13 protein-coding genes and 3 pseudogenes are annotated in these 25,791 nt (G+C 35.1%); 1 reads left to right on the top strand and 15 read right to left on the bottom strand.

Annotated elements, in window-relative coordinates; translation table 11 throughout:
- Window positions 1–160: 160 nt before the first annotated feature.
- Window positions 161–1,201, top strand: a pseudogene (locus CALKRO_RS00070) (IS256 family transposase).
- A 513-nt stretch (window positions 1,202–1,714) separates the two neighbouring features.
- Here CALKRO_RS00070 and CALKRO_RS00065 read toward each other — a convergent pair.
- The 15 genes and pseudogenes from CALKRO_RS00065 to dnaA all read right to left on the bottom strand — a co-directional run bounded on the left by CALKRO_RS00065 (window position 1,715) and on the right by dnaA (window position 25,709).
- Entirely contained in the window at window positions 1,715–2,476 is a 762-nt protein-coding gene (locus CALKRO_RS00065; RefSeq protein ID WP_013429093.1) for a hypothetical protein, read from the bottom strand.
- A gap of 3 nt (window positions 2,477–2,479) precedes the next feature.
- Window positions 2,480–3,820, bottom strand: coding sequence for a hypothetical protein (locus CALKRO_RS00060; protein ID WP_237699104.1), 1,341 nt, complete (start codon window positions 3,818–3,820; stop codon window positions 2,480–2,482).
- A 78-nt stretch (window positions 3,821–3,898) separates the two neighbouring features.
- Entirely contained in the window at window positions 3,899–12,883 is an 8,985-nt protein-coding gene (locus CALKRO_RS00055; protein ID WP_013429091.1) for an S-layer homology domain-containing protein, read from the bottom strand.
- 711 nt (window positions 12,884–13,594) lie between these two features.
- Window positions 13,595–13,657: pseudogene (locus CALKRO_RS14125) on the bottom strand (hypothetical protein); the annotation flags it as partial.
- A 106-nt stretch (window positions 13,658–13,763) separates the two neighbouring features.
- Entirely contained in the window at window positions 13,764–14,042 is a 279-nt protein-coding gene (locus CALKRO_RS14120; RefSeq protein ID WP_408605138.1) for an RCC1 domain-containing protein, read from the bottom strand.
- 14 nt (window positions 14,043–14,056) lie between these two features.
- Window positions 14,057–14,179, bottom strand: a pseudogene (locus CALKRO_RS14115) (hypothetical protein); the annotation flags it as partial.
- A gap of 252 nt (window positions 14,180–14,431) precedes the next feature.
- Complete coding sequence (locus tag CALKRO_RS00045; RefSeq protein ID WP_013429089.1) at window positions 14,432–16,351, bottom strand: beta-propeller domain-containing protein; 1,920 nt, start codon at window positions 16,349–16,351, stop codon at window positions 14,432–14,434.
- Between the two features lie 289 nt (window positions 16,352–16,640).
- On the bottom strand, window positions 16,641–19,070 hold the full coding sequence (gene gyrA, locus CALKRO_RS00040; protein ID WP_013429088.1) for a DNA gyrase subunit A: 2,430 nt from the start codon (window positions 19,068–19,070) through the stop codon (window positions 16,641–16,643).
- 28 nt (window positions 19,071–19,098) lie between these two features.
- Complete coding sequence (locus CALKRO_RS00035) at window positions 19,099–19,479, bottom strand: type II toxin-antitoxin system death-on-curing family toxin (protein ID WP_013429087.1); 381 nt, start codon at window positions 19,477–19,479, stop codon at window positions 19,099–19,101.
- Window positions 19,476–19,652 carry a hypothetical protein gene (locus CALKRO_RS13650; protein WP_013401986.1) on the bottom strand — a complete coding sequence of 59 codons (177 nt, stop codon included), beginning with the start codon at window positions 19,650–19,652 and terminating at the stop codon, window positions 19,476–19,478. The genes CALKRO_RS00035 and CALKRO_RS13650 overlap by 4 nt, the downstream gene beginning before the upstream one ends.
- A gap of 17 nt (window positions 19,653–19,669) precedes the next feature.
- Window positions 19,670–21,577, bottom strand: coding sequence for a DNA topoisomerase (ATP-hydrolyzing) subunit B (gyrB, locus tag CALKRO_RS00030; protein WP_041741822.1), 1,908 nt, complete (start codon window positions 21,575–21,577; stop codon window positions 19,670–19,672).
- 41 nt (window positions 21,578–21,618) lie between these two features.
- Window positions 21,619–21,903 (bottom strand): extracellular matrix/biofilm biosynthesis regulator RemA family protein, encoded by a 285-nt coding sequence (locus CALKRO_RS00025; RefSeq protein WP_012660681.1) that lies wholly within the window; start codon window positions 21,901–21,903, stop codon window positions 21,619–21,621.
- A gap of 28 nt (window positions 21,904–21,931) precedes the next feature.
- The gene (gene recF, locus CALKRO_RS00020) at window positions 21,932–22,993 is read right to left on the bottom strand and encodes a DNA replication/repair protein RecF (protein WP_013429085.1); all 1,062 of its coding nucleotides are present in this window, start codon (window positions 22,991–22,993) and stop codon (window positions 21,932–21,934) included.
- A 25-nt stretch (window positions 22,994–23,018) separates the two neighbouring features.
- On the bottom strand, window positions 23,019–24,125 hold the full coding sequence (gene dnaN / locus CALKRO_RS00015) for a DNA polymerase III subunit beta (RefSeq protein ID WP_013429084.1): 1,107 nt from the start codon (window positions 24,123–24,125) through the stop codon (window positions 23,019–23,021).
- Between the two features lie 219 nt (window positions 24,126–24,344).
- Window positions 24,345–25,709 carry a chromosomal replication initiator protein DnaA gene (gene dnaA, locus CALKRO_RS00005; RefSeq protein WP_012660677.1) on the bottom strand — a complete coding sequence of 455 codons (1,365 nt, stop codon included), beginning with the start codon at window positions 25,707–25,709 and terminating at the stop codon, window positions 24,345–24,347.
- Window positions 25,710–25,791 lie beyond the last annotated feature (82 nt).

The raw sequence follows: 25,791 nt of genomic DNA, 5'->3' as shown, positions 1-25,791 counted from the left end.
GTCAATATTCAAAATATTTTTCAGAAAATTTCTCGCGATCCCAAGTTCGATTTTTTGCAATTTCCAAGAGACTATAAATAATTTTGTGAAAAGTATAATGACCTCCTTCTTGGTAAGAATCAGAATATAAACAAAAATATCCAAGAGGGAGGTTTTTGTTATGGAAAATGTTTTAACAAAAGAGCAATTACTTGAATTCATAAGAAAAAATAACATCCAAAGTGTAAGCGACATTTATGAAAGCTTAAAGGACCTATTTAAGGATGTGCTACAATGTTTTTTAGAAGCAGAGATTGAAGACAAAATCATAGTCCTGTATTTCTGCAGGAATGACAACACGAGATATTCATGAGCAAATTAAAGATATTTATGGTATCGAAATATCTGCTGAAATGGTTAGCAAAATTACAGAAAAAATTATTCCTGAGATGAGATAATGGCAAAATAGACCATTGGAAAAGATATATCCATTTATTTTCATGGACGCGATCCATTACAAGATAAAAGATGAGGGTAAAATTGTGAATAAAGCTGCCTATGTTGTTTTAGGTATTAACATTGAAGGATATAAGGATGTTTTAGGAATATGAATTGGAGAAAGTGAAAGCTCTAAATTCTGGTTGGGCGTTTTGAATGACTTGAAAACAAGAGGAGTAGAAGAGGTACTACTATTTTGTGTTGATGGGTTGACAGGTTTAAAGGAAGCAATAGAAGCAGTGTTCCCAAAAAGCGATATTCAAAGGTGTATTATTCATCAGCTCAGAAATTCGTTCAAATATGTTTCATACAAGCATATAAAAGAATTTTCAAAGGATTTTAAAAAAGTGTATCAGGCAACTAATGAAGAAGAAGCACTGGAAAATTTTTATCATGTAAAAGAAAAATGGGGGAAACAGTATCCTTATGCGTTCAGGAGTTAGGAAAGCAACTGGGAGCTACTTACATCGTTTTTTAAGTTTCCCCCGACAGAATAAGGAAGATAATTTATACAACAAACATCATAGAAGGAGTTCATAGACAATTTAGAAAAGTGACAAAGACAAAATCAGTATTTCCAAACGATACAGCGTTAGAGAAAATGCTTTATCTTGCAACAAAAAATGTTGTAAGAAAGTGGACACAGAGGTATAGAAATTGGGATATAATATTAAATCAGCTTTTGATAATGTATCCTGAGCGTTTGAGAGAGTATATAAAGTAGATAGCAATCAGCAGTTCGTATTTTAAACTGCTTCCATGGAAGCAGTTTAAAACAATAAATCAAAAACAGAGTATTATAACCCAGTATTAAATTTTGTCCAGGATTTTAAAAATTTGTGCATAAAAATTTTTAAAATGGTAATACTAAAAAATAGAAAGTAGACAAGTTTATCCTGAATGATCTCTTACCAAGAAGGTTGGTCTAATTTAAATACACAAGATTATTTACAGACCCTTATACCTTTTAAAATTTTACCACACATTTATATTCTCACCATTCCATTTCCTGCTGCTTCTTCTTCTTAAATTCACTGAGTGAACTACCATCCACCTGAAGAGGTGGTGGGGACGTAAAGAAGTTTGATAGCAGCTATGCCACCCTTATTCTCACAGGGTGGTTCACATCACCATTACCAGCTATCTGCTTCAAAGCAGATTCTCCAGTCATTTTCTTTAGTATATTTACCGCTTTTCACCTCATTCTTATTTTCTTATTCTCATTTTGTTAACTTTTCTATCTTAATCCTCTTGCTTCTTCTCCATCATAAATTATTCTTCTTATTTTTTCTTTTATATTCTCATATATCTCTTTTTCTTCTTCATCCTCTACTCTTTCTTCTTTCTTCAAAATTACTGCCCTCAAGTTTATTACAAACTCCACCATAGTTACTATAATTAAAAATAACATATTGCAAAATATATATGTAGCCCAAAAAATAAAACTTATAATACTAACTCCGATAAATATTACATTCATATCTAAAAAATGAAATGCCCAAAAATCTTCTAAAACATCATCTTCATATTCTTTTTTGTATATTTTAAAATCCTCTGATTTAATCCATCTCATAAAACCCTCTTTTGGATTATCCAATAAAATATACTTAAGTTTTCCCAACGCCATTTCTATTGATCGCTTTTCTTCTGAAGTCAATTCTACTAAATTCTCCGAAAGAGTAATATTGTCATCTTTCATTATATGCCGCCATATAAGCGCAATCAAACTATAACATCCCACAGCAGGAAAGTCAAAAAGTTCATTACCTATAAACCCAGGTTCTATTGATAATCCAAAAACTAATGTTTTTGTAATAGGCCTTATCCTATCATCCACATTTAGCTCATTCCTATTAACTACCTCTTTTGCGTACTTGAATAATAAGAAAGTAAAAATTACAGCAACAACTACCACTACAGTTCTTTGCAATGTACTAATCTTCGTAATAGTGCTTTTTTCTTTTTTGTCTTCTATATGTCTTACTACTATCCTATTCATCTTTTAAGCTTCACCACCTATTCTTACCAAGCACCCTAGCGTGCTTTTTACTTCTTCATCAGAAGAATTCTTACTTATTAATCTCACCTCATACAATCCTTCTACCCTTTCTTTTTTTATTTTTAATTCACTCAAAAGCTCTTCATCTTCTTTGTCCCCTTTTTTCACTAACACTATATTTTCCTCGTCTTTTACAAATATACCTCCTTCTTTTACCTCAGCTTTTTTATTTTCCCTGTATAGTATCATTGGTATCTTTACTATTTCTATGCTAAGTTTTTCTTCATCTTTTTTTTCTCTTTCATAAAAACCTTTGACCACAAAAATTGCTAATAGCATTACCATTAGTAGCATACTCATAATCCATATGATTTTGAGTACGGTTATACGACTACTATTCGTTATATCCTGTATTAACCAATATGTAAATTCTATTGTTACAAATATCCCCGCAATTAACGAACCTACAATTAACGACGGAACTATTTTCCCAAAAAAACCTCTTGAATTACCTAAAGCTGTTACATAATAAATGGGTGAAATATTGCTACAACTGACTATTGTCTTCTCTTGCCTTCTTAACTTAAGCAATTTTATAGCAGCTCTCGCCACTTTTTCAGCTAATATTTCTTCATTAATTCTCTCTTCAGCTTGTTCCTTTTTATTTTCATTATTTTCTACTATTTCTTCTTCTAATAATTCCTCTATCAATATTTTTCTACCTGAATCTTCTTCATGATACCTTATATTTTTGCCTACAACATATCCATCTAAATATCTATCTTCTTTTACAGAGTAAGGTAAATATATCTCTTCTCCTCCTTCTGTCACAATTCTCTTAAAAATATAAAACTCCTCATCTGTTTTATATTTACAATTTGATTCGTTACATTTTAATATTAGTGCTATTTCTTTTTCGCTACTATACACTAAAAAATCCCTTTTAAACGCTGTTGTCTCAAAATATTTATTTACAACCCAAAACTTTCTTATCACAACTGCTACAATTACCACAACTATTTTTTTAAAAATTGTCAACAGTTCATACAATGCTAAATATGAAATATACCCTCCCCCAAAAAAAACAAGAGTTGATAATCCTATTCCTACCACACCCAAAAAAAGAATGTACAAAAATACCTGCTTAAAAAACAGTAAAATACCATCTGACACATCCCCTGTTATTCTTTTGCTCACATACACTATGTCTGCAAAATACAATATCAACCTCAGAACAAACAATATTAGCACAGATATCAACAAAGCCTTTATTAGCTTATTTACAGCTCTTTCTACCTTTTCTCTACTCTCCATACTCTTCGCCTCTTCTTCTTTTAATTCCAAACTAAATCCCCTAAAAACAAAAATGTATAAACGCTCTCCTACAGCTCAAATGAGTCTGCAGGAGAGCACCTCTCCTTATCAATATGCTGATACCCTGCCTACCCTCGGCACTATCATCCTATTCACAGGTGCCATATAGCCAAATGTTAAATCTACTCCCGGTACTCTCGGCTCGCCTCCTCTTACCGCCCCTAAGTTAAAATCAGCCCCCAACATTGATTGCAGACTCCAACTAAAATTCTGGATTTGCTCCACTATACTTGGCCCATTTGGAACAATTCTTATGACATTCCTGCTTACTACATTCTCTGGAATAATTCTTTTGCTTTCTTTTAACCATACGTTATCTTCACTTGTTCTTACATTATCTTGTATATAAGGTTTTGGTTCTAGTTCTTTTACTCGTTCTGTTCTCTGATTTGTTTCACTAATTACATTTGGTATTAAAGGCTCTTGCGAGCCAAGTTCCCTCCATTTTGATATACCCTTTTTGATTCCTCGTACAATTATCCTTCCTAAGTTAATACCCTTTGCTGCTTCCTCTACAAGTTTTTGGTAAAATATAGCAGATTTCTTTGAAACATTTTGAAAATATTGTCCGACATATTTCTCAACTTTTCTATCCCAATTTACACTCACTGCCGAAGCAGCTACGTTAGCTAAATAATTCTTCAAGAAAGTCTTATAGACTGGTTCATCTGGTTTTTTGTTCCTCAAGGTTTCTTCCACTGTTGAGGGCAATGCTTTTATTGCAGCTTTGAAGTGAGTTTTTGGATCAATTAATTTCTTTGCACCATTCTTTATAGATTCTTTGATGGCTTGTGAACTTAAGGTTTTGGCAGCGACTGTGGCTGCTTTTGCTGCTTTTGCTGCTTTTACTGCTTTTGCACTATACGTTATTGCAGTAAACGATCCTCCTATTAATACTCCTGCTGCTGACACAACTAAGTTTGTCAAAATACTTCTCTTCCAGTTGAACCCTTTCAAACTCCCCTTGTGTTCAATCCTATGCACTAAAGTATCCAAACCCACCCCAATTGCAGTCTGCAAGGCTAATCCTCCTACAAGGACTAACAGTGGCACTATCGCAAGCTCTCCATCCGGATCATATAAATTCACAGGATTATTTGTACAGTAAGTGTATAGGTTCAAACTCTCGGGGTCTGTTATATCTCCCCTTATACTATCCTCTTTCACAAACCTCCCTATCCTACTATCATAATACCTTGTCTTTAAATAATACCACTCCAATTCCTTGTCATAGTAGTATCCTGCATATCTTATCGGGTTCTCTTGCCCTGTCTCTATTTCTTTTATTACATTACCATACAAATCATATTCATATATATTCTTCCTCTGCCCGCTTTTGTCAAACGTGATAAGTACATCTCCATGCCCATCTTTCATAAAATACTCTGTATTACTACCGTCCGTCCTTCCTATCATACTCAAGCCCCATATGCTGCTGAATCCTTTGCCCGTTGCATCGCTTTCATATATAAGATTGCTGCCAGACCAGTAGTATGTTTTTACATCATTTGCTGTTATCTTCTTTGTTCTGAGCCCATCTCCGTCGTATTCAAATTCTACCACATTATTGTCAATCTTTGCCCATACCATCCTGCCAAGCTCATCATATCTAAATTCACTTACCTTAATCTTCTCTTCTATCTCATAAACATCTTCATATACCGTCTCGTAAACTACCTCTTTTACAGCAATACTTTGGTCATAAGTTGAATTTTGCGAATCGTATGCACTGCCGTGTACACTATCATATACTGAAACTACTACTGTGCTATTGTTCGAACTATATGCTGAGTTATATACGCTTGTCTGTACCTGAACATTCTCTGCAGTATATGCATCCTGATATACAGTCTGTAAATCTTGCTTTTCTATCCCTTTTGCAACTACTTTGCTTTCCTGACCCTTGTATACCCTTGCGCGCCATCTTTCCTCTGCTCTTATCAAATTCCCGTTGTTGTCATAGCTGTAGTTGTTAACACCTACAATATTCCCTTCTCCGTCTCGAGATTCAATGCTCAATAGTCTATTTAATTTATCATATGTGTAAGTCTTCTCAACGCTGTATACTTCTCCATAATCGTATCTAATATTCAGCCCTTCAGAATTAAGACTATCTCTGCTTATACCTGTCGGGACCTCAACTATCTCCTTTATTCTATTGCCTACATTGTCATATTCATATCGAGTTAATCGCCCAAATCTATCTTTGACTTCAGCTACTCTACCTACCTCATCATACTTGTACTCTGTCCTACCTATAGGCTCCTGTTTGTATATCATATTGCCATTGTCATCATATCCATATTCATACTTGTAAATATATGTGCTTGTACCACCACCTTGTTCTATCACGCTGCTAGGAGTATAATACTTATCTATCTCATTCCTTACAACATCTCTTGCTGTAACCACTAATCCTTTAAGTAAGTTCCTGCTATCATATTCGTACTCAAACTTCAACTTATTCGGATACTCTATTGATTTCACATTTCCATTCTCATCGTATGAATATCTTGTGCTACCATCTGAGGTTATCACCTCTTCAAGTCGATTCATCTTGTCATACTTGTATTGCGTCACATATCCGCTCGGGTCCTTTACCTTTATTACATTACCTTCTTGGTCGTATTCATATTCTATACTCTTGCCATCTGGATATATTTTCCTTATCAACCTATTTAGCTTATCATATTCATATTTGTTTATCCCTGTTTTGTCTGACATCTGAATTCTGTTGCCTTCTTCATCATAACTATATCTCACTTCTACTCCACCAGCTTTGACATGCACTACCCTGTCAAGTTGATCATAGCTATACTCTATCCTAACTCCATTCTTGTCTATTGCATATACTATATTCCCTACCAAGTCATAGCTATATCTTTCTTCATTGCCTATTGCATCTATTACTTTGACAGGCCTGTCTATCTCATTGTATTCATACCTTGTTATATTGCCATTCCCATCCTTGACCTCAATTAAATTATCCTCTTCGTCATACCTGTACTCTGTCACAGCTCCATTCTCTTGTGTAACTCTTACCAACCTGTCCAAATTGTCATACCTGTAGGTTACATACTTGCCGTCTGGTCGTATTATCTTTACTATATTCCCATTCTCATCATATTCATAAATAGTTTTCCTGCCATCGTTGTCTTGGACAGTTCTCAACCTGTTCAATCCATCATAACTATAATACATTCTGTTCCCTCTTGCATCTATTCTGCATATTACATTGCCTTCTCCATCATACTCAAATCTAATCTTATTTCCATATGGATCAATTATTGTCACTAGTCTGTTATTTGCATCATATTCATACTTTGTTGTGTTTCCTCTTCTGTCTGTCTTTGCTATATTATTCCCAACAGCATCATACTCCAGCCTACTTTCATTTCCATACGCGTCAATTACCTTTACTACCCTATTCAATTTATCATACTCATACTTTGTTGCATTTCCTCTTCTATCAATAAGCTGTGTTCTATTACCCATCTTGTCATATGCGTATTTGATTACATTTCCTAACTTGTCCTTATATACAACAACTCTACCAAGCTCATCATACATATATTCCTCGCTTCTTCCTTTTGCATCTGTGACCTTGACAACTCTGCTCTCTGCATCGTACTCATACTCTGTTTGTGCTCTGTTTGGCGCTATTACTCTTTTTACTCTGTCACGAGCATCATATTCGTACCTTGTTTCTCTTCCTTTTTTGTCTTTAAAGCAAATTACATTTCCACAACCGTCATACTCATATGTTACTGCTTTGCCGTTGCTGTCTTCTACCTTGATTACCCTGTTTAGTTTGTCATAGTAGTATTTTGTCACATATCCTCTTGGATTGGTGATACTGATTACATTACCATTATCATCATAGTTATAACTCCTTCTAGTTCCATCTGGATAATATACCGTTATTAACCTTCCTGCTAAATCATATGCATATGAAGTAGTAGCACCGTTTTTATTTGTCTCTGATATTTTATATCCTTCAGCATTGTATTGGTAACTTCGGGTTTTACCTAAAGGATCAATCACTTTCGTAAGTCTTCCTAATAAATCATATTCATATCTTGTCTCTTTTCCTAAGGCATTTACCTCCGATATTTTTCTTCCTGCTAAATCGTATTTGAATTTGGTTTTATTACCTTCTGCATCTTCTACCTCAACAAGTCTGTTAAGCTCATCATAAGTATATTTGGTTACTCTTCCTTCAGGGTCTATCTCCTTTATCTTGTTCCCTACAGGATCATAAAAGTATTGATACTCTCCACCCATCGCATCAATTTCTTTTATAAGCCTGTTTTTATCATCGTATACATATCTTGTTTTGTTGCCAAGGCGATCGATTTCTTCTATTAAATTACCTACTTTGTCATATACATATACTTTTGTTTTACCAAACGCGTCTATTTCTTTTGTAATTCTGCCTTCTGGATCATACTCAAACCTTGTTACATATCCTCTTTCATTTATTTCTTTTATTTTTCTGCCTAACTGGTCATATTCATATTTTGTCTCATAACCTTCTGCGTCAACCACTCGTGTTAAATTGTTATATTCATCTTCATAATAGTATCTCGTCTCATTACCATTTTTATCTATATACTTTGCAAGTAAACCTTTGAGTTTTATGCCCGAATTTATAGAATAATATTCATATCTTTCCTTGTTTCCAAGTGGATCAATCTTCTCAATTAAATTTATACCCTCGGCATCATAAACATATTTGGTAGTAGCACCAATTCTATCTGTCTGCTCAATTAAATTATTATTGTTGTCATATTTCATTTTTATTGAATTACCATAAGCATCTATCACCTGGATAATATTGCCACGTCCATCGTATATTTGTGTAGTCTTTGCTGTTTCTAAACTAGGAGAAGTCTTTATTATCTGAATTGTAACCTGCTTTGTCATACTACCCTTCTCTTTCAGCTCCTGGTATTTCTCGCGTGTAAGATCGCTCACAACCACATCCTTATCCAAATCAGGAGTTGTCACATCTATCCACTTTGAACCGTCATAAATCTCATACTTGTAGTCACAACCCCCACCCAATGCATTTCTCTCTTTTATTGGTTTTAGTTCTTCATTGAATACTATCATACTCTCATTACCATTTTCGTCTATATAATATCTTACTCTGTCTTCATCATCGTATATTAAAAATCTGATTATATCTTCCCCATCATATTGCCTTACTATCCTACCTAAAATATCATATTCATTCCTTACCACTTGGTGCCCGTTTGCATCAATTATCCTCTTGAGCCTATCTTTCTCATCATATTCATATTTTGTCTCTGCGCCATCAACCCCAATTACTTTTATTAGTCTATCCTTGTTATCATATACAAATTCTACTTTCCTACCTATTTTACCTTTGATGTTCTCTCTTATACATACCAGGTTATCCCCTTGAAAGATAAATTCTAACTTTCTGCCGAATACATCCCTTGCCGCAAATATCTTGTCACCAGAATACTCAATAATAATGTAATTTTCATTCCTATCACCAATTTTGATAAGCTTTCCACTCTTGTCAAAAACATATCTCGTCAAATCTCTTTGTATCAATACATATTCACTACCTGACAAAACTACCTTGTCAGCTTTGTTACTGTCTGATAAGTAAATTCCATCTCCATTATCATCCACAAATACTATCGTACTACCACTTGGATATGTTACTTCAATTCCATTGTTTAGCTCTTTGACATATGCTGCGCAAATATATGCAGATTTACCTTTATATACAATTCTGTGCCAACCACTGCCGTTCTTGTTACCATCCTCTTCAATTTGCACCTTTGTCCCCTTAGTCAAATACCCTATCTTTTTGGTATTTACATTCGGTCCTTCTCTTACATTCAATACCCCTGCTTGGACTATCCCGACTCCCGCTACCTTTGTAAGTTTGCTGTCAAAATTGGTTCTAAAACCTTTACCTACTATCGTCTTTTGTTGATTAGCAAACGAATTGTAATACCTCACAAATTTAAACTCAGGACCATTCCCTTCTATGCTAATATCCTCAAACTCTTCCATGTAATTTCCCGTAAGTAAATTGGTCATAGCTGTGGTTATCCACTTATGAAACTCCTCATTGTCTAAACCTACATCATTGTACTCTATACTTAACACTTCTTGAGGTTTTAGATTCTTTTCTGCTTCCTTTTGAAGAGTTATCCATTTAGTCAATTTCTCATATATTAGCTCTATTTGCTTGTCTACATCTTCCTGAGAAAGTCCTCCTGTATTATCAACGTAAAAATAGTCTCCTTTTGTCTTATCAGCTATATCATGTAATAACTCCCTATCGCAGTCTTTGCCCAATGCGATAGTATTTACTACTATTTCTTGTTTTATTAGCTCTGGTAGTACATCATTTGGATGAATCCCTGTGTTGTGATATCCGTCTGACAAAAGTACTATTATCTTTTTAGATTGCTCTTGGTCAAATAATTCCAGCGCAGCTTTCAATCCTCCCCCTATATTCGTAGAACCACCTGTCCATCTCATCGCATTTAGTGCTTGGAGCAATTTGTTCTTGTCAGATGTCAAATTCGATCTAACATATACAGAGCTATCAAAATCTACTAACCCAACTCTATTATTAAGTTCGTCTATATTTTGTATAAATTTCTTTGTTGCTTCTATTCTGTAATAATTTGGGTCATTAGACGACATACTACCTGAGTTGTCAAGTACAAACACAATGTCTACTTTGGATAGATCAACTGGCATATTCTTATCGCCAAGCAAAAATGTGCTGAAATGTTCTGTCTTACCCGAAACTCGATTATACACTGTATCTACTACAACATCTTCAAGTGGCTCTAATATCTTCTTGTCATAATTGACATAATACAACATCAAATTATTCTCGTCTACACCATTAAGTTCTGCTTCATCATAGTTCACTACTATCTCTGCCCTCTTTATATCAAACCCCCCAGCAGTTATCTCTATCGCTTTACCTACTATCCCTTTCAATGAGTTAATAAACACATTGTCAGACCTCTTTACCTGTAAGGGAGCTATTAAAATATTCGCATCAGAAAGTGCTTTTACAAAAACTTTACCATCTTCCGAGACTGCATATTTCTCGGCACTTGTCAAAGGGTTTTTTGCCAATGGATCTGTCCCCATCACAACCTCTGATCCATCATATATCCCATCATTATCAGTATCCGGCACTAATGGATTTGTTCCTTTCTTTACTTCATAACCATCACTCAACCCATCTCCATCACTATCGTTCTTCTTCAAACTTGTCGCATATTTTAACTCCTCTACATTTGTCAATCCATCTCCATCTTCGTCATCATCTGGATTAAATTTTGCTGCAACTGTAACTCCTTCCCCCATGGCTACCTCATTTGAGTATTCACTTTCTCCTAATTCGTTAATGGCTTTCACTACATAGTAATACACTGTACCTGATGTCAAATTAGTATCTTCAAATACATTTGTAAGTAAATTTTCTGCAATTGCATAGTATGGTCCTCCACTGACTGTGCTCCTGTAAAGGGTATACCTCTCTGCTCCATTGGCTTTCGTCCATGTAAGCCGTGCACTCGTCCCATTGTATGTCCCAAATAACTTTGGTGACTGTGGTAGTGCTTTGTACACTACCTCATTCGAATTCATACTGGTAGTTCCATTTGCTCCCACTGCCGCAACCACATAGTAATACGTTGTCTTCCCATCCATAGGACCATCTACATACGCTGTTGTAATAACTCCGCTTGCTAATACCTCATACTCCCCGCTTACCTTCCCTCTTTTTACAATGTAACTCCTTGCACCTTTTACCTCATTCCAAGTAAGCTCTACATATTCCCCTTTTTTTGCTATTTTCAACACCGGTGCTGTAAGTTTTTCTTCCAGTGGATTATAACTAGAATTTTCTTGAACTAAATTGTTTGACTCTCTTTTGGTAAATAACGGATCTATTTCATTCACTGGTCCCTCTATGTTTTCATTCTTTGTCAGTTGTACACACTCGTTCACTCTTATCCTTGCAATCTTTTGTATTTTTATCTTATCCCCATCATCTGTCAGAACAGTTACTTCAACAGTCACAATATAATCCTTGCCTTCTTCTGCATCTGTCGGACTCCAAATCGCACTCTGGTTATCTTTTGCTACCTCAAGCTTACCACCACTTGCCTTCCACTCTGCCGTAAACTTGACACCCTTTACTTTGCTCTTTAGCGTGAGCTTTGCCTTTTCTATTATACCTACTTCCTCTTTATCAACAACAAGTTCAAAAAATTCGCTCGCATTCTCTTTAGTTATTTGATGATCTGTTGCTTTATAGGTAATAAATACATCTACTTTCAATGCCCTTGCAACTATCTCTGCCGCTTCTGCTCGGCTAATATAACTTCTTGGTCTAAATGTGCCATCGTTATAACCTTTGATCAAGCCTTTCTCAACCGCAAAAATTATTTCTTTATATCCAAAATTGTTAACACTCACATCTTTAAATTTTATCTTCTTATCATTTTGCTTGCTCTCACTTGCTGCTTGCTCCCTATATTTACTCACTCTTATTAGCATTAAAACAAACTCTTCACGTGTAACTTTTTGGTTTGGTCTAAATGTTTTGTCAGAATAACCTTTAACCAAACCATATCTCGCAGCTACATTTATGTAATCTCTACTCCAATGATTTGAAATATCTTTAAAACTATCTTCTCTTAATTTCTTTATTTCCTCCTCAAGAAGCTCTTTCTCAAATATTGTCCTAAGTAAAATCACAACAGCTTCAGCTCTTGTTAACTTCTCATCTGGCTTTGCTAACATTACTCCATTTACCTTCACTCCACTAATAATTCCCTTCTCTATCATCCATCTAAATTCATTTTCTGCCCAGTGTCCTCTTAAATCTTTGTAATTTGGATTTTGATCTTTAAGGCTACTACCTTGTGAAAAGACATATAGATTTGTATTAAAAACAAAGACGAAAAGTATGAAGAATGCTAATAATGCTTTCAACTTCTTTGGAAATCTCACTTGTATCTCCCCTATCCCCAAAAATAATTGAATTATTTAAACTAATTTGTATACTCGAGTAGTATTTTATACAATAATGCAAAAAATGTCAACCATATTATTGTTAAATTAACGTTAACTTCTTGCATAGTTAGAAGAGTATTTGCCGTAACAAAAAAAGTGGGAAAATGTTTGAAAAGAAATTGTTGGCTATCATGTTTATTCGCAAATGTAAATTCCCATGCCAAGGTCATTTTTCTTCACTTTTCCTGTAACCAAGTAAATTAAGTTTTTATCACTTTTAAAAACCATAGCCTGCACATATCCCTTTGGCTAAATATTTCTCTCCCGTCAATTCTGTATCCGTTGCAAAATGAGAAAGGATATTTTTTAATTTTTCGTATTAACTATTTTTTCTTTCAATGGTTATATCTTTTATTCAATAATTTTATATTTTGTTACCTTAAAAATACGAAGAAGAAAGTACTACAAAAAATTAAGGGGCTGTTCCAAAAAAATAATTGGATAACCCTTTTTTACAATATATAGCTTTTGTTCTATTGAGTTTTACCTATATATTGCAAACAAAATTTTAAAATTTCGTTTTTATCCAGGATTCTATTGTATTTTATTGCAAAATCTTTATTATAAACTACAAATTATATTACCCCATTTTGCTAATTATACAATTATACTAAGGTTTTAATTCAATGATTATCACATCATTTCACACTATTTAATAACGACTGGGACAGGAATAGGTGAATAGACACCAACACCACCATTCCCCAATTGACCTCTGCCATTTGTTCCCCAAGCCCATACTGTGCCGTCTTTTTTTTAGTGCTAAGGAATGCCATTCACCAGGTGCAATTGCTACCACATTTTTTAATTCTTCGACTTAGACTGGAACAGGGGAGTATTCATCGGTACCTTTCCTCAATTGTTCGTAATAATTATATTTACATTCCCACACCCAAACGGTGCTATCTTTCTTCAGCGCTAAAGAATAATCTTTGCCAGCGCCAATTGCAACCACATCTTTTAAACCTCTGATTTGGAAAGGAACAGAAAAATCTCTATTATTGCCATTTATGAATTGAATACTTTCATTTAATCCCCAACACCAAACTGTTCCATCTTTTTTTAGCCCTAAGATATAACTGTCCCCTGCCGCAATTGTCCCAATATCTTTTAACCCTTTAACTTGAACAGGAACAATGGAATATTCACACCAGCACCTCTATTCCCCAGCTGACCATCTTTATTACTTTCCCAAGCCCAAACTGTGCCATCTCTCTTTAGGGCTAAGGAATGAAAACTACAGCAGCAATTTGAATTATGTTATTCTCTAATTTACTTAATTATGTAGTTTCTAAATAACTTTTACTTTGATATGTAGCCGTTAAAACTGGAGCAATAACGCTCAACAATATTGCAAAAATCATAATAACACTACCTATCTTCTTTTTCTTAACTTTCATTATTCCTCTACCTCCTTGCAACTTCGAATTTCATCCCTTTGCAGGAATACCCAAGGGGGTTTCTTGTTTTTTATCATCTACTCTTTCAATCCAACCTCAACCTTGCTATCTCCTTGAAGCTTTCAAGAGAGCTTGCTTTTATCATTGAGTTTGAAACTGAGTAGAGCACATCCCCAATATACAAAAGCCTGTCTATTTTCTCACAATATCCATCATCAATTTCATGCGAAATCTTGCCCCTTAAAACAAAACCTTCTTTCAAATCTATGCTATATACAAAAGCACCTGTGAAGTTATGCCCTTTTTTGTCGTAAACCTCTACAGGGAATGCAAAAATGTTTTTAGTCTTATCAAACAAAAGCGCTTTGTGATTATTAAGAAGTTCAGAATAGGTACCCTTGCCCCCAATTATGACCTTGAAAAGCTCTTTTGGATTTTCTACATCCTCAACATTGAACATTGCAATTTTCAGTCCTAAAGGTATTGCATATCTTTCATCTAAATCCTCTGCATCCCTGCCAAATCCTATTATGTGATTTTCATCATATGGATGAAGATATGTTGAGTATCCTGGAATTTTGAAATATCCAAGCACTTTTGGATTGTGAGGATCTTCAAGGTCAATTACAAAAAATGGGTCAAGCTCTTTGAAGGTAACAAGGTATAGTCTTTTTCCAATAAATCTTGCTGAATATATTCTCTCTCCTTTTGCAATATTATCTATCTTCCCAACTACTCTCAAGTTTTTATCAAGAACATATACAGCATTAAAATAATCGTAATTTTTTTCTAAAAAATAAAGCCTTTCACCAGTTGTTGCAATTCTGAAATAACCATCTTGTTCATCCATTGAAAATTGATTCAACACTTTTCCACTGATAACACTTGCTGCCTCAAGATTAATTTTCCCTTTTGAAAGTTCAAATCTACTAATCATTGTTTTTCTTACATAACTATACCATGGTCTTGTATTATCTTCCCATTTTTCAGGCCAGTAAACTTTTTTTATTACTTCAGAGCACAAATAAAGATTTTCTTGCGAACAGTAAACTATATCCCCTCCACCAAGCACACACTCAACACAAATTTCATCTTCTGACTCAATATCAAAACTCCCAATAACAGTAATGCCATAGTTTATAAAATCTGGAATATACTTTATTCTGTCAAAGCTTATATATATCTTTTTTGAATCACCTGTAATACTATCTGAAAAGTATGGTTTGAAATCTTGCTCAGAGTAGGATTTATTAGCGTAAATTCTATATGGGAATTGCTTTTCTGTAACAATGTAAAGACTTGTTCCTATTTTCCTTGATGTCAGATATCTTCCCGAAATTGAAACCCTTCTTATTTCCTTAGGATTTGATTTGTCAGAAATGTCATAAACAATACAATACGTCTCTATCAATAACTGATATGGCACATAAACTTTTATTTTCTTTGTATCGATATCAGGAAAATTATTTTTTTGAATAACAGGTTCCCTATCAACAATCTTTTCTTTTTCACAAATAACAACAAGATACCTGCCATCAACATAAAATTCTTCTGGATAGAACTCATCGCTCAATTTAATTTTAGATAAAACTTTCATTTCCTCAGGTGGATAAGCTTTAACAATTACAATTCCATTATCTTTTATCTTTGGATATGGTTTTGCAATGTATATATACTGCCCGTCTGTCTTTGCAATATCAGCTTCATCAACGCCCATAACCTGCACATTTGTCTGTGAATAAAAAGACTCAGAACCCTCTTTATTTTCATCCTTTATAACAAAATCTGGTGCTGATTCATACATTATATTTTCTCCTGAACCCATGTATGGATTTTTTTTCTGAGCTTCATCAACAAGTTTTTTAAAGTTGCTAAAAGTTCCTACTTTTTGTAGAAAGCTTTTTGGTTTCGACTGGTCTGACATGACAAAATTAATACCAGAAGATAATATAGATAATATTATAAATAAAGCTACCATCATTCCTAAAAAACGTTTTTTCATCATCCACAGCACTTCCTTTAAACTTTTTTAATTTTAAAACGCACAAAATGCTAAATTGTTATTATTACAATTCAATTACATAACTACAAACATTATATCAGAAAATAAAAAAGGTTTGTTGAAATATTTTGCCTTTTTTATTGACAAAAAAGTTACCCATAGCAAAATAATTTATGCTTAAGTTGAAAATACCAAAATTAATAAACTTAAATTATTGAATTTAAAAAAAGCCACAGATAATTTTTACTTGGAGCTATCTGTGGCTTTATACGTTGCATATTATTCAATTTTTCTACTCATTAACCCTTATCCTTGCAATTGATGAAACTTTTATATTATCTCCATCAATTCGCATAAGTTTAACACCTTGTGTATTTCTTCCCTGAACTGGAATTTGAGAAACCTCAAGCCTTATAAAAATCCCTTCTGTTGAGCAAAGCATTATCTCATCCTCATCATTTACCATCTTTATATCAACAATCCTGCCTGTCTTGTCTGTTACCTTGTAAGTAAGTACACCTTTTGCACCGCGCTTTGTTTTTCTATACTCTTCAATCTCGCTTCTTTTACCAAACCCGTTTTCTGTGACGCAAAGAAGATACTTTCCATCGCTTGCTTTTTCCATCCCAACAATAAAATCACCATCTTCCAGCGTCATACCTTTTACACCCTGTGCAGTCCTTCCCATACTTCTTACATCGTTTTCATTGAATACAACACAGTATCCATTGCTCGATACAAGCACAATCTCATCGTTTCCAGATGTGAGTTTTACATCAACAAGGCTATCATCATCGGCAAGGGTTATTGCTTTTTTGCCTGCTTTGGTTGTATTTTCAAACTCGCTCAAAAGCACCTTCTTTATTGTGCCGTTTTTGGTGCACATCATAAGATAGCCTTCTTTGAAGTCCTTCACAGCCATAGTAGCAGTAATTTTTTCATCCTTGCCAATCTGAATAAGGTTGACAATTGCAGTGCCTTTTGCCTGGCGCGAACCTTCGGGCACTTCATATGCTCTTAAACGGAAAACTCTTCCTTTGTCTGTGAAAAAGAGAATGTAGTGGTGTGTTGTTGTGACAAAGACATCTTCAACAAAATCCTCTTCTCTTGTTGATATTCCCGTGATGCCTCTGCCTCCACGTTTTTGGCTCTTGTACGTGTCAAGAGGAAGCCGTTTTATATACCCAAAATGGGTAAGTGTGATTACAGTTTCCTGCTCTTGAATCAGCTCTTCTTCCTCAAAGTCTTCATGCTCATCTTGGATTATCTTTGTCCTTCTCTCATCCTTGTACTTTTCTTTTATCTCCAAAATCTCTTTTTTTATGATTTCTTTTACCATTGCATCACTTGCAAGCACGTTTTTGTAATACTCTATCATCTTGATTAGCTCTGCAAGCTCTTCTTCAATCTTTTGCCGCTCAAGGCCAGTTAAACGCTGAAGTCTCATGTCAAGAATTGCTTGAGCTTGGACCTCTGTAAACTGAAATCTGCTAATGAGCCTTTCTTTTGCCTCATTTACTGTTCTGGATGACCTAATGATTGAGATTATCTCATCTATGTGGTCAAGAGCTTTTTTAAGTCCTTCTAAAATGTGAGCTCTTTCTTCTGCTTTTTTGAGATCATACTTTGTTCTTCTAACAATTACCTCTTTTTGATGTTCAATGTAAAGATTTAGCATGTCCATAAGAGTAAGAACTTTTGGCTGGTTGTCAACAAGCGCAAGCATGATTATGCCAAAGCTGTCCTGAAGCTGGGTGTTTTTGTATAGCTGTTTTAACACTACATTTGCATCCGCATCTTTTTTGATTTCAATAACAATCCTCAGACCTTCTTTGTCAGACTCATCTCTTATATCAGAAATTCCGTCAATCCTTTTCTCATGAACAAGCTCGGCAATCTTTTCAATAAGCCTTGCCTTGTTAACCATATATGGAAGTTCTGTAACAACTATTCTCTGTCTTCCCTTGGAGGTCTGCTCAATTGTTGCTTTCGCCCGTACGATAATTTTCCCTTTTCCTGTTGCATAAGCATCCTTTATACCCTTTTTGCCGATGATATACCCGCCTGTTGGAAAATCAGGTCCTTTGATTATTTTCATTATATCATCTAAACTTGCATTTTCATTGTCAAGTAGGTACACAATTGCGTCTATCACTTCTGCAAGGTTGTGAGGCGGTATGTTTGTTGCCATACCAACCGCAATTCCCTGGCTACCATTTACCAATAGATTAGGAAACCTTGATGGCAAAACCTTTGGTTCTTTTGCCGATTCATCAAAGTTGGGCATGAAATCAACTGTCTCTTTTTCAATGTCGCGAAGCATCTCGATAGCAATTTTGCTCATACGCGCTTCAGTGTAACGCATAGCAGCTGGAGGGTCTCCATCTACCGACCCAAAGTTTCCATGTCCGTCAACAAGAGGATGGCGCATTGAAAAGTCCTGTGCCATTCGAACAAGGCTTTCGTACACAGCAGCATCGCCGTGCGGATGATATTTTGCAAGAACATGCCCGACAACTGTTGCAGATTTTCTGTAAGGCTTGTCAGGTGTAAGACCTATCTCGTTCATTGCATATAAAATTCTTCTGTGAACAGGCTTTAAGCCATCTCTCACATCTGGCAGCGCACGAGATACAATTACGCTCATTGCATAGTCTATATAGCTTTTTTTCATCTCTTCCTGTATATCAACAGGAATTATCCTAAAATCGAGCTCTTCCATGCTTTAATTTTTCCTCCCTTTATAGTGTTCACTTTTTCTCATGCTTTTTTATCCATTCAACAACATCTTCAATATCAATACTACCTTCTGCAATTCTTATAGCTAAATCTACTGCCCCTTCTCTTGTATATTCTAAGATAATATTGTTGAGTTTACATAATATTAGTAAAACACTTATACCTAATCTTTTATTACCATCTATTAGGGGGTGATTCCTTATTATTGAGTAAGATATAACTGCAATTTTTTCTACATCAGTTTTATATAGCTCCTCTCCATCAAATGTTTGAAATGCATTGTTCAATGAGCTTTCAAGCAAACCTTTGTCTCTTATCCCAAACGTACCTCCAAATCTTTCTATTAACTTTTTAGCAATCAACAATACATCCTCAATACTCAACATTATCATTTATCAGCTAACTCCTTTAATATCTCGTAATTTTCTTCAATAACTTTATCAATTATTTCTTCTATATTTTTTTTCCATTTCATCTTTTTAAATTCAATAAAATCCAAAACTTCTCTCTGAGTCTCTTCAGGCAGTTTTATAACTTCTTCATAAATTTTTTTCGCAACTTCCACTTTGAAACACCTCTTTTCTATATATCCAAATTCCTCACATACTTAGCATTCTTTTCAATAAACTCTCTTCTTGGCTCTACCTTGTCACCCATCAGAATTGTGAAGATCTCCTCTGCCATCACAGCATCTTCAAGCTCAACTCTAAGAAGAATTCTTCGTGCAGGGTCCATGGTAGTCTCCCAAAGCTCTTGTGCATTCATTTCACCAAGTCCTTTAAAACGCTGAACCTGAGCATCTTTCATTTCCTGCAATACCTTTTGAAGCTCTTTATCGTTGTAAGCATATCTTACCTGCTTGCCTTTTGTTATCTTGTAAAGCGGTGGCTGGGCAATATAAATGTGTCCGTTTTCTATAAGCGGTCTCATGTATCTGTAAAAGAATGTAAGAAGAAGAGTTCTTATGTGAGACCCGTCAACGTCAGCATCTGCCATTATTATGACTTTGTGGTATCTTAGTTTCTTTAAATCTATGTCATTCCCAATTCCAACGCCAAGTGCCTGAATTAATGGAAGAAGTTTGTCGTTTGAATAAATCTTGTCCTGGCTTGCCTTTTCGACGTTGAGCATCTTACCCCAAAGAGGCAAGATTGCCTGATAGCGCCTGTCACGCCCTTGTTTTGCAGAACCGCCTGCAGAATCACCCTCAACTATGAATATCTCGCATTTAGCTGGATCTTTTTCTGAACAGTCTGCAAGCTTACCAGGCAAGTTTGAGCTATCCAAAGCAGACTTTCTTTTTATCACAAGCTCTCTTGCCTTTTTTGCCTCTTCGCGCGCTTTTGCCGCCAAAATTGCTTTGTCGATAATCTTTTTTGAAATATCAGGATTTTCTTCTAAAAAAGCTGCCAGCCTTTCAGAAACAAGATTTTCAACAGCCCAGCGCGCCTCGCTATTCCCAAGCTTTGTTTTTGTCTGTCCTTCAAACTGCGGCTCGTGAATCTTAACAGACACAATAGCTGTCATACCGTCTCTTATGTCCTCACCAAGAAGCTGTGTATCACCTTTTATGAAGTTATACTTTTTTGCATATTCATTTACAGCTTTTGTGACAGCAGTTTTAAAGCCTATAAGGTGAGTTCCACCGTCTATGGTTGCTATGTTGTTCGCAAATGAATAGATGTTCTCTCCAAAATCTTCTGTGTATTGAATAGCAATCTCAATGAGTATATCGTTTTTCTCACCCTCAATGTATATTGGCTCTTGGTGCAAAACTTCCTTATTTCTGTTCAAAAACTTTACAAACTCTGCAATACCACCATCGTATTTTAACTCAACGGGTTTTACATTCTTTTCTCTCTCATCAACAAAGACTATCCTTATCCCCTTGTTCAAAAACGCAAGTTCACGAAGACGCTGCAGTATCACATCGCCGTCAAACTCTATGGTCTCAAAAATCTCATCGTCGGGCAAAAATGTAACTTTTGTACCTGTCCTGTCGGTAGTACCAATAACTTTTAGCTCACAGGTTGGTTTTCCTCTTTCATATCTTTGATAGTATACCTTGCCGTCTCTGTAAACCTCAACTTCTAAATAGCGCGAAAGAGCATTTACAACAGAAGCACCAACACCGTGAAGACCACCTGATACTTTGTAAACTCTCTCGTTAAACTTCCCACCTGCGTGAAGAACAGTAAATACAACCTCAACACCACTTTTTTGAAGTTTTGGGTGAATATCTACCGGAATTCCTCTTCCATCGTCAATGACAGTAACAGAGTTGTCTTTGTGAATCACCACTTCAATGTTTTTACAAAACCCTGCCATTGCCTCGTCAATTGCATTGTCAACAATCTCATACACCAAATGGTGAAGACCTCGCTGGGAAGTTGAACCTATATACATTCCAGGACGTTTTCTTACCGCCTCAAGTCCTTCTAAAACCTGTATTTCACTTGCTGAATATTGCTGAGAATTTGTATTTACCATATCCAATTTGATCTCACCTTCCAAACAAATAATTTTTAAAATCATTCTTGGTCTAAATAGTTTTCAAAATAGAGGTTGAAGTTCAAAAGCCTTTTTGCGATTGTCCCCGGCGACACAGGAGATATTATTCCGTACATTCTTCCATCAACCTCAAGGATTATGATAGACTTTTTTATATCATCATTTATAACAACAATCCTATCTTGAGCCTTCAGGTTTTCTAATATTTTAAGATTATCCTCTGAACGCACAAAAGAATCCCAGCTCAGTATCACAAGAAGTTCTGCGCTGTTGATTACATAATCCTCACCAATGTGAGCAAACATCCTCTTTACACATCCTTAAAAAAATTTTTTACATACTTCGTTCAAGAAAAATCAAGTTTGCACTGCCAAACTCCAGTATTCCTTCTCTTTCAAGAACACTTAAATCTTCTGCAGATGTCACAAACGACTGGTATTGGCTTATAAATTTCACAAGATTTTTTCTTTTAAAACTATCAAGCTCAGAAAACACATCGTCTAAAATTAGCACAGGCTCTGGATAAAGAAGAGAAGTTGCAAGCACAACTGAGATTGCTGCAAGTTTTATCTGCCCTTCAGATGCAAAATTTATTGCCGGTTTTTTATCTATCAAAATCTCAAAGTCATCTCTGTGAACACCTTTTGTTGTATATCCAAAACTCAAATCTTTATCAATATTCTTTTTTATCTCTTTGTAATATTCTTTATCGTTTGAAGCAATAATCGATGGCATATATTTAAGTTCAAGCATTGATTTGTTTTCAAACACTAAACTAAATATCTTTTGCGCTTCAATGGATAGTTTATTTATAACCTCCTGTCGTTTTTGAAAAATTAAAAATCCAAGCTGACTTATTTGCATATCGTATACATCTATTATATCCTTTTTATCATAACTTTTCAAAAACGCGTTTCGTGAAAGAAGTGCTCTGTGGTATTCTGAATAAACTTTTGTCATGTAAGGGTAAAGCTTTGTAACTTCCATATCTAAAAATCTGCGCCTCAGTTTTGGCTGATGTTTTATAAGTTCTGTCGCATCTGGCTCAAAAAAGACAAATTTAAATGTACTTATCAGCTCAGACAATTTCTTTATTTTCTTATCATTTATCATTATTCTCTTATCTAAGGCTTTATCTACATAACAGAAAACATTATATTCAGTGTCTCCAACCTCGGCCAACATCTCAAGCTTGAAATAGAAAGAATCAAAGTTTATTGCATCTATATCTCGACTTTTAAAAGATTTTCCACACATACAAAAATATAGAGCCTCAAGAAGAGAAGTCTTTCCTGAGGCATTATTACCGACAATTAAATTCATTTTATCTTTGAACTCAAAAAACCTTTGTTTGTAACCCCTGAAATTTTCAACGTAAATGCTTTTTATCTTCATACTCTTACAACCTCTAAAAAATGCTTTACTCTGGCATCTTTATAGGAAGAACAAGGTAGATGTAGTTAGGGTCGTCTGGCTTTTGCACAATTGAAGGGCTTGTCTGCGATGTTATAAACAGGTTTATCTCTCCATCAAGCTCTTTCAAAACGTCTAAGAAATACTTGACATTAAATCCAACTCTGATGTCTTTACCCTCGACTGAACAAAGCACATCCTCTTCATACCTTCCATCAGCAGACACAGATTTTACTGTGAACATCATACCGTTTGTCTCAAATATGACAGCTTGGATGTTGGTTTTTTCATCTTTTGACACTATTGAAGCTCTTTCAAGTGTGCTTTCTAAAACATCAGATGAAATTGAAATTTTGGTTGAATACTCTGTTGGGATTGCACTTTTGTAATCGAAAAACTTTCCGGAAATAAGTGTAAGTATCACCGTTGTTGAACCTATCTCAAATGTTGCCTGGTTTTCAAAAAATGATACTCTTACCTTTTCTGGCTCTTCAATGTCCACTATCTTTGTGATATCATCCAAGTTTTCTGCAGGTACAATCTTCGAAAAACTTCCTTCAACCGCAACTGGTTTTATTTTACATATTGCAAGTCTGTGCCCGTCCATCCCAACAAGATTGACAAAATCATCATCTTCTTTTTCAAAGAGCACGCCTGTAAATGTTGGTCTTGTCTCATCTTTTGAGGTTGCGAATATTACCTTGTCAACAGCATCAACAAACTCGCTTGCAACAAACTCGCAAAAACTCTCAGAAGGTTTTCTATCCATCTTTGGAAAATCAAGCGGGTCAAGAGTAGGAAGCCTAAACTCTATCTTCTGGCTTCTGATTTTTACCTCGTTTTCTTCCCTTATAACTTCCACGTCACCGCTTGGCAGTTTTTTGACTATGTCAGAAAGAAGTTTTGCTTTTAAAAGTGCTGATCCTCTATCTAAAATCTCTGCTTCAAATTCTGTTTGCATCTGCATTTTCATATCGTTTGTGGTAAATATTATTCTATCTTCAGCTTCGATTAATACACACTCTAAAATTGATGTTACCTTTGTTGATGCTGCAGCAGGTATTACCTTGGAAATATTATCTTGTAAAACTTCTTTATCCACAATAAACCTCATTTTTTTCCCTCCTTTTTTTATGTGGGAGTTTCAAATACATACCACCAAATAAAACTTTCAGTAGTATTCACAGTAATAGCTGTGGATAAGTTAATAACAGTGTCAAAAGCTTGTGAAATTTGAGGTTTTGGATGTATATATTCCTGTTGATAAATTTTAAAGTTTTCAACTAAATTCACATGTGAAAATTGAAATTCACACAAAGTTATCCACATGTTATTATTCTCTGTGGATAAGTCTTTTTTTGATTGTTTCAACAGTATTTTTTGTGTTTGAATCTGTGTTGATAAGTTCCTTGATTTTTTCACAGGCATGAAGTACTGTAGTGTGGTCCTTTCCGCCAAACGCCTCGCCTATTTTAGGAAGCGATACATTTGTAAGTTCTCTTGCTAAATACATAGCTATCTGTCGCGGGAATGCTACGTTTCTTGACCTTCTTGATGATTTAAAATCTTCAAGCCGAATACCAAAATAGCTTGCAACTTCTGCCTGGATATCCTCTATTGTGAGCTCTTTTTTTGTGTTTGTGTCGATAAACTCTTTCAAAGCCTTTTCAGCAAGATCTAATGTTATTTCTTTGTCAGGAGCCATTAGCTTTGAATATGCAAGAATTTTATTGAGAGCACCTTCGAGTTCTCTTATGTTTGTTTCAATCTTTGATGCTATAAACTCTAAAATATGCTGTGGTACAGGTGTTCCTTCAAGCTGGCATTTTTTGCTCAAAATTGCTATTCGCGTCTCAAAGTCTGGCGGCTGAATGTCTGTTATAAGTCCCCATTCAAAACGAGAGCGGAGCCTGTCTTCTAAGGTGTTTATTTCTTTTGGTGGCCTGTCTGATGAAAGTATTATCTTCTTGTTTGCCTCATACAAAGTGTTGAAGGTGTGGAAAAACTCTTCTTGTGTTCTTTCCTTTCCGCCTAAAAACTGAATGTCGTCAATTAAAAGAACATCGACGTTTCTGTACTTGAGCCTAAACTCGTCTGTCTTTTCATCTCTTATTGCGGCTATAAGCTCGTTTGTGAATATCTCTGATGTAACATACATAACCTTTGTGCCAGGATAAAGCTTTAAAACGTGATGACCTATTGCATGCATAAGATGAGTCTTTCCAAGCCCGACACCGCCATAAATAAAAAGTGGGTTATATGTTCTCTCACCCGGTGGTGTTTCTGCCACGGCCAGTGCTGCGGCATGTGCAAGTCTGTTGTTGTTCCCAACAACAAAGGTTTCAAAAGTATATTTGGGATTTAGCTGTGTTACTATCTCTGGTTTTTCGTCTTGCTTTGGTTTTAGAAACCTTTTGTACTTTTCAACCTCATCAGGAAGAATTACTTTTATGCTGAGATGCGGTGAAAATAGCTGCCTTATAGCATTTAAAATGACAAGTGAATACCTGTTTATTACTATATCCCTGTGAAAATCAGCAAATGCTTTTAAAATCAATGTATCATTGTCGTCAAAACAAAGAGGTACAAGCGATTCAAACCATGTGTTATATGATATATCTGTCGGACTTGGATTTATTTCTTTTTTCACAGCCTCCTTTATCTTTTCCCACACTTCATTCACGTCATATTCTACCATGTGAATATCCACCCTTTTTATGTAGTTTGAAATTCTCACTTTTTAAGTGTTATCCACAATGTTATCAACAACTGTGGAAAAC

Origin of the sequence: Caldicellulosiruptor kronotskyensis 2002 (genome assembly GCF_000166775.1) — a bacterium.
GTDB classification, from domain to species: domain Bacteria; phylum Bacillota; class Thermoanaerobacteria; order Caldicellulosiruptorales; family Caldicellulosiruptoraceae; genus Caldicellulosiruptor; species Caldicellulosiruptor kronotskyensis.
This window is presented reverse-complemented; position numbering and strand designations above follow the sequence as displayed.